This window comes from Aquimarina sp. AWH4_224, from assembly GCF_056160245.1.
Genome location: NZ_JBSWWU010000015.1, coordinates 58,802 through 70,975, shown reverse-complemented (window position 1 = coordinate 70,975; position 12,174 = coordinate 58,802). Strand labels below are relative to the sequence as shown.

The window sequence follows — 12,174 nt, the reverse complement described above, 5'->3', positions numbered from 1 at the left end:
TATAGTAGTTTTAAATAGTGGATAAAAAAATGACATCCTGTAAAATAAGAATCCCCAAAAACGGGTTATATCACAAAACTGAAGTAAAAATCTAAGGTTGAACCTGACCATTTTATCCGAAAACTTTTTACTTTTACCAATCAAGTCTTAATAAATTCAGAATCATTCATTATGTCCAATACGGTATTACACCTTAAAGATGCTTCCATCTATCAACGTGAAAATCTAATTCTCTCTGATGTAAATGTTGAAGTAAACAAAGGAGATTTTGTGTATCTAATTGGAAAAACAGGAACTGGAAAAAGTAGTTTCATGAAAACGCTTTATGGAGACTTACCTCTGTTGGAGGGAGAAGGTAGCATTGTAGATTTTGATCTTCCCACGCTACAAGAAAAGCAAATTCCATTTCTACGTAGAAAATTGGGGATTGTATTTCAGGATTTTAAATTACTTAACGATAGGACGGTAAAAGGAAATCTTTTGTTTGTTCTAAAAGCTACCGGATGGACTGATGAAAAAGCCATGGACAGCAAAATTGATGATGTTTTGGATAAAGTGGGTATGAAAACCAAGGACTTTAAATATCCTTATCAACTCTCTGGAGGAGAACAACAACGTGTTGCTATTGCCAGAGCATTGCTTAATGATCCAGAATTGATATTGGCAGACGAGCCTACGGGGAATTTGGACCCACAAACTTCAGTCGAGGTTATGGAAGTCTTACAAGATATCAATAAAAATGGAAATACCATTTTGATGGCCACACATGATTATGCTTTATTACTAAAGTACCCTTCTAAAACGTTGAAATGCGATGGCAATAAAGTTTTTGAAGTTGTACAACGAAAGGGATAATTTCTACCTCTTTTCAAGCCTCAGTATTTTCTTACAAATCCATAGACTTTATGTAAAAACCACACTTCAAAATATGTGAAACCGTTGTTTTTTGTGTATTTTGTCGTATAAAAAATGTATTTTACCGATAATTTATTGTTTTTTACAAGTTGCACCCCGAAGTTGTTTCTTACATTTGTATTGTAATTGAAATGAATGTTATGGCAATTCGCCCCAAAATATAGAATTAGCCCCAAACAGTGCCCCAAAACACTGAATTAGCCCCCAGATTCATACCCCAATTTACCCCAAAATATCGATTCTAAATCCCGAGTACCCCCCTCGGGATTTTTTACTTTACATCCCAATCATTTCATAACTATAAAGTAATAACTATAAAGTAATGGCTATAATTTGGCAAATGTTAAATACTTCAATATTATGGTAACATTTTATCCCAAAGCACACTTATAAATAAAGAATAGCACGCTATTCTTTGGGGGACATTTTTAATAACAAAAAAACAGGCTTATGAAATTACTCTACACTATCCATCTATTTAGTTTCAAAAAATTATGGAATTTCTTGAAGGAATTGCCAAGTGCATCCAGTAATGCAATTCACCGATAATTGACATATTTTAAAAACAAAAAGAAGCGTATCTCGATCAACCATTAGGTTTGAGAACAGACTCTTAAAGTTTCTATAAAAGTTTCAATTTTAAAAACTTTGGCCCGATTACTGTATTCTATTTTTTGAAGAGTTTTAGTTCTTCAAACAAATACATAGGGATTAATTAAAAGGGAAAGGATATGAAAGTTTTTATTGGAATTATGACGATTGACTTAACAGCGCTAAAGAGCTTTTTAAGACAATTGCCCGGAGCTAGCAGATACGCAATGAGAAGGTAATGTGTGAAGCCTTCTTTTGTAACAAAAACCCCAGTATTTACTGGGGTTTTTATATGATAGTTATATTGCTTTATTTCTTTTTCGCTCTACTTCGGTAAGCAAAATTTTTCGCAATCGTAAATGGTTTGGCGTTACCTCTACATATTCATCCTTTTGAATATATTCTAGAGCCTCTTCCAAAGAGAATTTGATCGCGGGTACAATCTTTGCCTTATCATCTGCTCCTGCAGAACGTACGTTGGATAATTTTTTGGTCTTGGTAACATTTACCGTCATATCATCTCCACGAGAGTTTTCACCAATAACCTGTCCTTCATATATATCTTCTCCCGGATCGATAAAAAACTTACCTCTTTCCTGCAATTTATCAATAGAATATGGGATTGCAGTTCCTTTTTCCATAGATACCAAAGAACCATTAATACGTCCAGGAATATCTCCTTTTACGGGTTGGTATTCTTTGAAACGGTGGGCCATAATTGCTTCACCAGCCGTAGCAGTCAACAATTGATTACGTAAACCTATGATCCCTCTAGACGGAATTAAGAATTCACAAACCATACGTTCACCTTTGGCTTCCATACTTAGCATTTCTCCTTTACGAAGTGAAACCATTTCTACCGCTTTACCTGATACATGCTCTGGCAAGTCTATGGTAAGCTCTTCTATTGGCTCACATTTCTGTCCATCAATTTCTTTGATGATTACCTGTGGCTGACCGATTTGTAGTTCATACCCTTCTCTTCTCATCGTCTCGATAAGTACCGACAAGTGTAAAACTCCTCTACCAAAAACCATAAACTTATCTGCACTATCTGTTTCTTGAACTCTAAGTGCCAGGTTTTTCTCTAATTCTTTTTCAAGACGTTCTTTGATATGTCTGGAGGTTACGAACTTTCCATCTTTCCCAAAGAAAGGAGAATCATTGATCGTAAACAACATGCTCATTGTAGGTTCATCGATCGCGATGGTTTTTAAGCCTTCTGGGTTTTCTAAATCTGCAACGGTATCACCAATCTCAAAACCTTCTAATCCTACCAATGCACAGATATCTCCGGCTTCGATTTTTTCTACTTTTCTTCTTCCTAAACCTTCAAAAGTGTGTAACTCTTTGATTTTGGATTTTATTACCGATCCGTCTCTTTTTACCAAAGAAACTCTCATCCCTTCGGTCAACTCACCTCTCTGCAAACGCCCAATTGCGATTCGCCCAGTAAATGAAGAAAAGTCTAACGAAGTAATCAACATTTGCGTAGTACCTTCTTCAATTTTTGGAGATGGGATATGCTCGATAACCATATCCAATAGAGGTTCTATATTGCTGGTTTCGTTTTTCCAATCATCACTCATCCAGTTGTTCTTTGCAGAACCATATACCGTTGGGAAATCCAACTGCCACTCTTCTGCTCCTAATTCGAACATGAGATCAAACACTTTTTCGTGCACCTCATCTGGTGTACAGTTTTCTTTATCTACTTTATTGACAACCACACATGGTTTTAATCCCAGGTCAATTGCCTTTTGTAGTACAAATCGAGTTTGCGGCATCGGACCTTCAAAAGCATCAACCAGCAACAACACACCATCTGCCATATTAAGTACTCGCTCTACCTCTCCTCCAAAATCGGCGTGACCTGGAGTATCAATAATATTGATTTTGGTTCCTTTATAGGTAACCGACACGTTTTTTGAGGTAATAGTAATCCCTCTTTCACGTTCCAGATCGTTATTATCTAAAATCAGATCTCCAGTGTTTTCGTTTTCACGAAACAATTGACAATGGTACATGATCTTGTCTACCAAGGTTGTTTTACCGTGGTCTACGTGTGCAATGATTGCAATATTTTTTATAGCTGACATAAACGCCTCATTTTTAAGGCTGCAAAGGTACAAGATATTTTTAGAGTTTGTATACGAAAATCCAATTAATAAAAAAGCTTTATGCTCAGTCGTTTAAAACCAAACATAAAGCTTCCATATTTTTAAAATTATAATATCGATTTATCTACCAAAAGCCCAACCCAATCTGAAACCAACAATTGGTGCTACAAAAGAGTCGCTTTCACTAAAGGTATACCCTAATCCTAATTCTAAACCGAGATTAAACCCAGAGTTGTATGTGCGCTGAAAACCCCATACAGGCCCTACTTGACCGATATAATCTGTATCACTTTCCAAATCCCCAATAATTGGATCACCGCTAGCCAAAAAAGTGGTGAGTGCTACATAATTTCCAGAGTTTCCTGAAGTATTCTTGCCCTTACTCGCTCTTTTTTCGAAATTATAATAATAGCGATAAGCTCCCTCAAAATTTAAGAAAACCCCATAATCTTCTTCATCATTTACCTTTACATAGGCTAATCCAGTTCCTAATCTAAAATCAAGCGTGGCATTCTTGGATACCCCAACTTCGTATTCCAAACCAGGTGTTAATAATAAGTTTACTTTAAATAGTTGCTTTTCTACCCCCACTGTAGAATTTTGAGCAGACAAGAAAATAGTGCTCAATAAAAAAATTGCTGTGATTGTTTTTTTCATAAGAGTGTTTTTGTTTTGATGCTTTCTTCTTAATCAAGCCCCATGCCATAATTACTTTTCTGGATAATACTTTTAATGACAACCTTAAAAGATTTATCTTTGCATTTTTAAAAAACACCTATGGATCTTTCAAACATAAAAAATCTGAAACACCTTGATGCCGATAACTTTTTTTTACTGGCAGGGCCTTGTGCTATCGAGGGAGAAGAGATGGCATTACGAATTGCAGAAAAAGTAGTTGCTATTACCGACAAACTGAATATTCCATATGTGTTTAAAGGATCCTTTAAAAAGGCAAATCGAAGTCGAATCGACAGTTTTACAGGTATTGGGGATGAAAAAGCCCTAAAAATACTTCGTAAAGTAGGTGAAACGTTTGATGTTCCTACGATCACAGATATCCATACGAATGAAGATGCTGCTATAGCTGCCCAATATGTCGACATATTACAAATCCCTGCTTTTCTAGTGCGTCAAACAGATTTGGTTGTAGCCGCAGCAAACACGGGAAAAACCGTCAATCTGAAAAAAGGACAATTTATGAGTCCAGAGGCGATGCAACACGCAGCCAAAAAGGTACGGGATAGTAAGAATGACAATGTAATGATCACTGATCGTGGTACCATGTTTGGCTATCAGGATATGATCGTAGATTTCAGAGGAATTCCTACTATGAAACAATATGGCACTACAGTTCTTGACGTTACCCACTCTCTACAACAACCCAACCAATCCAGTGGAGTAACTGGAGGAAGACCGGATATGATAGAAACCATAGCTCGAGCCGGAGTGGTAACAGGTGTAGATGGTTTATTTATGGAAACACACTTTGATCCTGCTAATGCCAAAAGCGACGGAGCGAATATGTTACACCTAGATCACCTGGAAAAACTATTGAGTAATCTAGTAGCCATAAGACAAGTAGTAAATGAGTTGAAGTAATTTTTGCTTCTGCTACTTTCTACTGAACAAAGTATTCAACATAACACTTCTTTTTATTGATTTAGGAGTAATTCATAATCATCTGGTCAGGGGATATTATTTTTTTTAGTACCTTTCGGGTATTCCTACCCACTGTTTTAATACTATTATACAAGACCTTCACTAATACCTAAGTATATAGTAACAACAACATTAAAACACAGATTATGAAAAAACTTATTGCCGAATTTATTGGTACACTCTGGTTGGTACTTGGAGGGTGCGGAAGTGCTGTTCTTGCAGCCGGATTTCCTGAACTAGGAATTGGATTTGTAGGGGTCTCTATCGCCTTTGGTTTAACCGTACTCACCATGGCTTATGCTATTGGTCATGTTTCCGGTTGCCATCTCAATCCAGCGGTTTCTATTGGATTATTAGTAGGAGGCAGATTCAACAAAAAAGACCTACTACCCTACATCGTAGCCCAAGTGCTAGGTGGGATCGCAGGAGCCGGAATTTTGTATGTGATCGCTACCGGGAAAGCAGGATTCGATATCGGAGGTTTTGCTGCCAACGGATATGCAGAACATTCTCCCGGGGGGTATTCTATGCTTTCTGCTCTGGTTACCGAAATTGTAATGACCTTTATGTTTTTGATTATTATTTTGGGGGCTACACACTCTAATGCATCCAATAAGTTTGCCGGAGTAGCCATTGGGTTAGGTCTTACGTTAATTCACCTAATTAGCATTCCTGTTACCAACACTTCGGTGAATCCGGCCAGAAGTACAAGTCAAGCCATATTTGCAGGTGGGTGGGCTATAGAACAATTATGGTTGTTCTGGGCCGCCCCAATTGTAGGTGCTATTCTAGCTGGTATAGTTTACAAAATATTAGCTCCGGAAAAATAAAAAACACTGTTCCCAGAGTACGATATCCTTCTTTTAGAAATGGTGTCGTACTCTATTCCAACAATCAAACTGCTTGCTCTTGACCTGGTACTAGAAGAATTTTTTATCCTTAACCGAATACGCTTCTTGTAAAACCTCAATCAAAATTGTCTCATCGATCTCTTCAATACTTTGATATCGTAGGGATTTCATCACTTTACGCCCAGCCGTAGTCATCTGATCCAGATGTTTGGTCAAATGACCTGCATTCCAAAAACCTAGATCGACATATCCTTTGGAGGCATTTAAATAGCAAAAAGGTCTACTCTCTATGTAGTAGAAGGGAATCTTATATTTATATAGTAGTTCCAAGGATGGAACCGTAGTTTCAATAATAACCTGTAGATGCAATAAAATTGACTTATACGGCTCTGATTGATTAAGGATGTAGGCTTCTGCTGGATTCATATTTCAAATGTACATTTTTGAATTATGAATTGAAACCAAAAAAGTTTCTCTATTTTTAGCTAACAAACAGACATCTACGTGATCGCTTTATTCAGAAAAATTAGAAAATCAACCATGACAAAAGGTAAAATCTTCAAATATCTGGCATATGCCATTGGTGAAATTATTTTGGTAGTTATAGGAATCTTGATTGCGGTACAAATCAATAATGCCAATGAAACAAGAAAACAAAACCGCCAACTACAAGGAATTTTAAAAAACATTACTTATGATCTAAGCACAGATACTACTATGGTAAGTAATTATATTAAAATCGAAGAACATAGGATCGCAGAAAGCAAACGTATTCTTGCAGGAGAAATCTCCATAGAAAACTTTAAAGAATGCGCCTTATGCCCGAGTATAACCACTACGTATACCCCAGTAACCATTAACACCAAAGGGTTTGAACAACTAAAAGGAGTTATTGGTCAGAGCACCAATGCAAAAGATTCTTTGTCTACCGATATCACTCAGTTTTATACCATTTTTTCGGATTTTATATCGTCTAGTAATGAAATGCTAAAAAATGAATCACTCAAAAATATTGAAGATTTTAAATCCTATGATTGGTTCGTAGATTGGACACAAGGAAATAACACCTCCGAAATGATTTCCTACTTCGCAACCAGCGAAGATTACAGGAAAAGAGTAGCTTCTTATAATATCCTTGCGGCCAATAATCACCTACAATACTTAAAGTCGTACAAACAAAACGCCACCTATATTCTGGATAAAATAAATACACGTTTAGCAAAAGAAGGAGCTTCCAAATAGTATGTTTTAAACTTTGCTAAGAGAACAAAAGTTTGCATAATCGAAATATTTAATTTTACTTTGTATTTCAAAGTACTTTTAAATATGAGCACAGAAGACTATCTAAAAGACATTACGGAGATCAAGGATATGATGAATAAATCATCCCGTTTTCTTTCTCTAAGTGGTTTATCCGGAATCATGGCAGGCATCTATGCTTTGGCCGGAGCAGCGATTGCATATTATCTCGTTAGCCAAAGTGGTAGAAATTATCTAATCCTTGACGGAAAGATCTTTACCTTCATTCTTATCGATCTTGCTGCCGTAGCTTTATTGAGTATTGTTACGGCCATTATTTTGAGCACACAAAAAGCAAAGAAAAACAATGAAACTCTTTGGAACGGAACTTCAAAACGGTTACTGTCAGCCTTTTTGATTCCTCTTATTACGGGAGGTATCTATATACTCATCAAAATATTTAGCAATCATTATGGATTAACAGGTTCGTTAATGCTTATTTTTTATGGACTTGCTCTTGTAAATGCCTCAAAGTATACTATTGGTAATGTAAAATACCTTGGCTATATTGAAATTCTTTTGGGATTGATCTGTGCCATATTTCCGGGGTATGGGTTTTGGTTTTGGGTACTTGGCTTTGGGGTGATGCATATTCTTTACGGAAGCTTGATTTATCTAAAACATGATCGCTAAAAGCACGAATTACATCTCATTTTACAGCAATGAAAAATATTATAGGCAATATTAATAAAGCGTTTGATCATCGAATACGATTGGGTATTATGTCGATATTGATGGTTAATGAATATGCCGATTTTAAAATGCTAAAAGAATTGTTGGGGGCTACAGACGGAAACTTGGCCAGTCACACTAAAGCCTTAGAAAAAGAAGAATATATTCTGGTAGAAAAATCATTTATAGGTCGAAAACCCAACACCCGCTATAGTGCTACCAAAAAAGGAAGAGAAGCCTTTAAGAAACACGTAGAAGCCATCGAAAAACTTTTGAAACAATAACTATATTTTTTTACTTATTTACTTTGAAATTCAAAGTACTTTTAAAATTTAATATGAAAATAAAAATCGTACAACCCGTTAACAAAAAAGCCCTATTTATTGCTAGTGTCAGCTTATTATTAGGCACTATTTTTTTACTCTTTTTTCTCATTTCACAATCCGGATATGTGATCAGAGCAGGTATTGTTTATGTGCTTATCGCTTTGGTACTAAACTCGATCACCCTGATAGGTTTACTTTTTAATTTGATTATAAACCATCAACATTACAAAGAAAATCTGACCACTATTGGTTTATTCTTACTCAATATCCCAATCACTATTGGCTACATCTATATCGTATTTATGAACCCTTTAAAAAATGCCCTTATCTAATGGAAACTATCTATAAACAATTACCATTCATCAAAGGTTTTACAGGCTCAGTTCTCTTTGGATGCCTATTATTACTTACCCGAATTATAAAAACGGATTCGTTATACTACACTTTTCTGGTTTGGAATTTATTTCTGGCGTGTGTTCCTTACGGAATTGCCTTTTTACTAAAAATAAGCAAACCAAGACGGTTTGTTTTCTGGATTGGTTTTTCGGTGTGGTTGGTGTTCCTGCCCAACTCACCATACATCCTTACCGATATACAACATATACGATGGAGTACATTATCACAAATATGGTTTGATGTGCTACTCATATTATCCTTTGCAGTAAACGGTTTGATCGTTGGCTTTGCCTCTCTAAATTTAATACAGGAACAATTGAAAGAACGATTTTCTAAAAAAACTACACACTTCATCATTTACATCATCCTGCTACTCTGCGGATTTGGAATTTACCTGGGACGAGTGTTGCGTTGGAATAGTTGGGATATCCTTCAAAACCCTATAGGAATTCTATCTGATATCGCAAAAAGGATACTCTTTCCTATTCAACATACCAATACCTGGGCATTTACTATAGGTTTTGGAGGATTCCTCATCATTACCTATCGATTAATATATCACTATCAACAAAAAAGATAACATCAATTGTAACTTATAAATCATTATTTTATGGAAACCCAAAAACAAAAAAAGTCTTTCGGACAATGGATCAAAACTTCGATAACAATACGAATGCTCATGGTGGGTATATTAATTCTTGTACTCTTAATACCATTATCGTATATCCAAAATTTGATACGTGAACGATCTTACCGACAAGAAGAGGTTGTAAAAGAAATTAACCAGAAATGGGGGAACGAGGTATTGTTATACGGCCCGGTTCTAAAAGTTCCGTATCAGGTGCACAGCCAAACAAAGACCTGGGATGATAAAACTAAATCCTATATACAAGAAAATCTGATTACAGTATATAACGCTTATTTTTTCCCAAACACCTTAGATATAAAGACCAATATAGAATCTGAAACTTTGGGAAGAAGTATCTACGAATCTGTAGTGTATACTGCCGATATGAAAATTAAGGGCTCTTTTACCGTTCCTAATTTTGAAATCAAAGACATTAAAGCCGACGATATTTTATGGAACAAAGCCACAGTGATTATCAACTCCACTAACCTGAAAGGAATTAGAAGTAATCTGACCTTAAATATTGGTACAGAAAGTTACCCGTTACGTTCTAAGTACAATCAAAACTCTTATACCAATACCCTTGAAACTCAATTTATCAAAGAAGTCTCACTCCCAAAGGAAAATACTGTTGAGTTTGATATGGATCTTATCATTAATGGTAGTGAGCAATTGCGCTTTGTTCCCGTAGGAAGAGAAACCAATGTGGCTATGACTTCGGATTGGGCGTCACCGAGTTTTAATGGCAACTATTTACCAGATACTAAAACCAAAGAAATCACAGAAAATGGTTTTAAAGCACAATGGAAAGTTTTGCAAATCAATAGAGAGTTTGAACAAGAATTCTTTGGTGAACTCCCACAAATCAATGCTTCAGCTTTTGGTGTCAAACTACTAATTCCCGTCGATGAGTATCAAAAAAGTGAACGGGCAACCAAATATGGATATCTGGTAATCGCATTAACTTTCTTAGTTTTCTTTCTTATCCAAACGATCAGTAAAATCAATATTCATCCGTTTCAATATTTGATGATCGGTTTAGCACTTTCTATGTTCTATACCTTATTGATTTCGATTTCAGAACACTCTAGTTTTCTAAAAGCTTATATCATTGCAGGTATTGCAGTAGTTGTACTGATTGCTATGTATTCTAAAGCCATTTTGAAAAGTCTAAAGTTTATGGGATTCATTGGCCTATCTCTCACCGCGTTGTATGCCTTCATTTTTGTGATCATACAATTAGAAAGTTATGCCTTGTTGGTAGGCAGTATCGGGCTATTCCTAATTCTGGGTACCATTATGATGATTTCAAGGAAAATTGATTGGAAAAACGATTAGGTAGTATATTGTCTTTTGACAATACTTCTTGCTCAATCAGACATACCCTTTACTCACTTAAAGGGTATGTCTACTCAAAATACATACCGTAACAGCTCCACTATTCCTAATTTAATACCAATATCATGCTGAGCAACCTTAACAGTCTCGATTAGTAAACTGAAGTAAACCAACACCAAAAAATGTCTGACCACACCAACTCATCTATTCTAAAAGGAATTCAAAATGGAGATCATCATATCATTAAAAAATTTTATAAAAAGAACTTACCCGTTCTTAAGAAATATATGCTGAGAAATTCTGGCAACGAAGACGATGCCCACGATGTTTTTCAAGATGCATTACTCATTTTGTTGCAAAAACCAGCTCTGTCATTAGATCAAACCCAATATTCTATTCATTCCTATTTCTTTGGTATTTGCAGAAACCTATGGAGAAAAAAACTTCGAGAAAACAAAAAACTAATTTCTTCTCCTACTTTTTTAGAAGATATACCGTACCAAGGAAATGATCTTATTTCAGAAATACATTATATCGAAAAACAACAATTATACCTTACTCACTTCAGAAAGTTAAACCCCAGTAATCAAAGGGTGCTTCATCTGTTTTTCAGCGGTAAAACAATGCGAGAAATTGCAAATACCATGGGATACACCGAAGCCTACGTGCGGAAGAAAAAATTTGAAATCAAGAAAAAATTACTATCGATGATTGAAAAAGATCCAAAATATTCGAAGTTGTTTTCGTCGAATCATAAAGTAGAAGTCGCTTTAGTCAAATGAGTTATACCATGGATTAGAAAACCGTTTCATAAACTTTTGTACTGAAACTTTTTTATCTACTTTTAATCAGAATAAAAACAACCTATGAAAACAACTTTTTATACACTATTGGCAAGTACTGCAATGCTCATCTTCTCTTGCGGTGATGGAAAGAAGAATACCAAAAATTTGGTAAAAGAAGTCACCTTTACCAAAGAAGGCGAACTCTCTCTATATAACCTTCAGGACACCGTTCCTACTCTGATTTCTAAACTGGATATCGAGATCGCAGATGATGATTATCAAATCCAAACAGGTTTGATGTACCGTAAGTCTATGCAAAAAGACCGAGGGATGTTATTTATTTTTCCAAATGAGTCTCCTCATTCTTTTTATATGAAAAATACTGAGTTTGCATTGGATATCATATTTATCGATGCTAAACAAAAGATAGTAAGTATTCAAAAAAATGCACAACCGCTGGATGAGCGCTCACTACCCTCTGAAGGTCCTGCGCAATATGTGCTGGAGGTCAATGCACAACTCACCGATGAGTGGAACCTACAAAAAGGAGATTCGATTGCTTTTTCCAAGCAATAAATAGATTAAATACATATA

Annotated in this window: 14 protein-coding genes; 11 read left to right on the top strand and 3 right to left on the bottom strand. The window is 35.6% G+C overall.

Annotated features, from left to right (window positions below; all coding sequences use genetic code 11):
* The first annotated feature begins 171 nt into the window (after nt 1-171).
* On the top strand, nt 172-855 hold the full coding sequence (locus tag ACXAGJ_RS22385; protein ID WP_473285797.1) for an ATP-binding cassette domain-containing protein: 684 nt from the start codon (nt 172-174) through the stop codon (nt 853-855).
* 950 nt (nt 856-1,805) lie between these two features.
* On the opposite strand, the gene typA is transcribed toward ACXAGJ_RS22385, so the two are convergent.
* Together typA and ACXAGJ_RS22375 are read right to left on the bottom strand one after the other, a co-directional pair.
* The gene (gene typA / locus ACXAGJ_RS22380) at nt 1,806-3,605 is read right to left on the bottom strand and encodes a translational GTPase TypA (protein ID WP_073321062.1); all 1,800 of its coding nucleotides are present in this window, start codon (nt 3,603-3,605) and stop codon (nt 1,806-1,808) included.
* 141 nt (nt 3,606-3,746) lie between these two features.
* Nucleotides 3,747-4,283, bottom strand: a complete 537-nt coding sequence (locus ACXAGJ_RS22375) for a DUF3575 domain-containing protein (RefSeq protein WP_474843106.1) — start codon at nt 4,281-4,283, stop codon at nt 3,747-3,749.
* A 120-nt stretch (nt 4,284-4,403) separates the two neighbouring features.
* On the opposite strand from ACXAGJ_RS22375, the gene kdsA reads away from it, so the two are divergent.
* Entirely contained in the window at nt 4,404-5,225 is an 822-nt protein-coding gene (gene kdsA, locus ACXAGJ_RS22370) for a 3-deoxy-8-phosphooctulonate synthase (protein ID WP_474843104.1), read from the top strand.
* Nucleotides 5,226-5,431: 206 nt separating this feature from the next.
* Nucleotides 5,432-6,115, top strand: coding sequence for an aquaporin Z (gene aqpZ / locus ACXAGJ_RS22365; RefSeq protein WP_474843103.1), 684 nt, complete (start codon nt 5,432-5,434; stop codon nt 6,113-6,115).
* 90 nt (nt 6,116-6,205) lie between these two features.
* Here the strand turns inward: aqpZ and ACXAGJ_RS22360 are convergent, their stop codons facing one another.
* Entirely contained in the window at nt 6,206-6,562 is a 357-nt protein-coding gene (locus tag ACXAGJ_RS22360) for a DUF1801 domain-containing protein (RefSeq protein ID WP_474843101.1), read from the bottom strand.
* A gap of 114 nt (nt 6,563-6,676) precedes the next feature.
* Between ACXAGJ_RS22360 and ACXAGJ_RS22355 the strand changes: the two genes are divergently transcribed.
* From ACXAGJ_RS22355 to ACXAGJ_RS22320, 8 genes are all read left to right on the top strand, one after another.
* Complete coding sequence (locus ACXAGJ_RS22355) at nt 6,677-7,378, top strand: DUF6090 family protein (RefSeq protein ID WP_474843099.1); 702 nt, start codon at nt 6,677-6,679, stop codon at nt 7,376-7,378.
* Nucleotides 7,379-7,462: 84 nt separating this feature from the next.
* The gene (locus ACXAGJ_RS22350) at nt 7,463-8,068 is read left to right on the top strand and encodes a hypothetical protein (RefSeq protein ID WP_474843098.1); all 606 of its coding nucleotides are present in this window, start codon (nt 7,463-7,465) and stop codon (nt 8,066-8,068) included.
* Nucleotides 8,069-8,097: 29 nt separating this feature from the next.
* Entirely contained in the window at nt 8,098-8,391 is a 294-nt protein-coding gene (locus tag ACXAGJ_RS22345) for a winged helix-turn-helix domain-containing protein (RefSeq protein ID WP_073321048.1), read from the top strand.
* A gap of 53 nt (nt 8,392-8,444) precedes the next feature.
* A complete protein-coding gene (locus ACXAGJ_RS22340; RefSeq protein WP_474843096.1) occupies nt 8,445-8,765 on the top strand; it encodes a hypothetical protein in 321 nt (106 codons plus the stop codon).
* The gene (locus ACXAGJ_RS22335; RefSeq protein ID WP_474843094.1) at nt 8,765-9,409 is read left to right on the top strand and encodes a DUF1361 domain-containing protein; all 645 of its coding nucleotides are present in this window, start codon (nt 8,765-8,767) and stop codon (nt 9,407-9,409) included. Before ACXAGJ_RS22340 ends, ACXAGJ_RS22335 begins: the two co-directional genes overlap by 1 nt.
* Before the next feature lie 30 nt (nt 9,410-9,439).
* The gene (creD, locus tag ACXAGJ_RS22330) at nt 9,440-10,795 is read left to right on the top strand and encodes a cell envelope integrity protein CreD (protein WP_474843092.1); all 1,356 of its coding nucleotides are present in this window, start codon (nt 9,440-9,442) and stop codon (nt 10,793-10,795) included.
* Between the two features lie 182 nt (nt 10,796-10,977).
* Nucleotides 10,978-11,577 carry an RNA polymerase sigma factor gene (locus ACXAGJ_RS22325; protein WP_474843090.1) on the top strand — a complete coding sequence of 200 codons (600 nt, stop codon included), beginning with the start codon at nt 10,978-10,980 and terminating at the stop codon, nt 11,575-11,577.
* Nucleotides 11,578-11,661: 84 nt separating this feature from the next.
* Complete coding sequence (locus ACXAGJ_RS22320) at nt 11,662-12,156, top strand: DUF192 domain-containing protein (RefSeq protein ID WP_474843088.1); 495 nt, start codon at nt 11,662-11,664, stop codon at nt 12,154-12,156.
* The last annotated feature ends 18 nt before the right edge of the window (nt 12,157-12,174 follow it).

Coding starts and splice junctions, on each gene's coding strand:
- typA (WP_073321062.1), bottom strand. CDS start 3,605: ATGTCAGCTATAAAAAATATTGCAATCATTGCACACGTAGACCACGGT.
- creD (WP_474843092.1), top strand. CDS start 9,440: ATGGAAACCCAAAAACAAAAAAAGTCTTTCGGACAATGGATCAAAACT.
- ACXAGJ_RS22335 (WP_474843094.1), top strand. CDS start 8,765: ATGGAAACTATCTATAAACAATTACCATTCATCAAAGGTTTTACAGGC.
- ACXAGJ_RS22345 (WP_073321048.1), top strand. CDS start 8,098: ATGAAAAATATTATAGGCAATATTAATAAAGCGTTTGATCATCGAATA.
- aqpZ (WP_474843103.1), top strand. CDS start 5,432: ATGAAAAAACTTATTGCCGAATTTATTGGTACACTCTGGTTGGTACTT.
- ACXAGJ_RS22375 (WP_474843106.1), bottom strand. CDS start 4,283: ATGAAAAAAACAATCACAGCAATTTTTTTATTGAGCACTATTTTCTTG.
- ACXAGJ_RS22360 (WP_474843101.1), bottom strand. CDS start 6,562: ATGAATCCAGCAGAAGCCTACATCCTTAATCAATCAGAGCCGTATAAG.
- ACXAGJ_RS22320 (WP_474843088.1), top strand. CDS start 11,662: ATGAAAACAACTTTTTATACACTATTGGCAAGTACTGCAATGCTCATC.
- ACXAGJ_RS22350 (WP_474843098.1), top strand. CDS start 7,463: ATGAGCACAGAAGACTATCTAAAAGACATTACGGAGATCAAGGATATG.
- ACXAGJ_RS22355 (WP_474843099.1), top strand. CDS start 6,677: ATGACAAAAGGTAAAATCTTCAAATATCTGGCATATGCCATTGGTGAA.
- ACXAGJ_RS22325 (WP_474843090.1), top strand. CDS start 10,978: ATGTCTGACCACACCAACTCATCTATTCTAAAAGGAATTCAAAATGGA.
- kdsA (WP_474843104.1), top strand. CDS start 4,404: ATGGATCTTTCAAACATAAAAAATCTGAAACACCTTGATGCCGATAAC.
- ACXAGJ_RS22385 (WP_473285797.1), top strand. CDS start 172: ATGTCCAATACGGTATTACACCTTAAAGATGCTTCCATCTATCAACGT.
- ACXAGJ_RS22340 (WP_474843096.1), top strand. CDS start 8,445: ATGAAAATAAAAATCGTACAACCCGTTAACAAAAAAGCCCTATTTATT.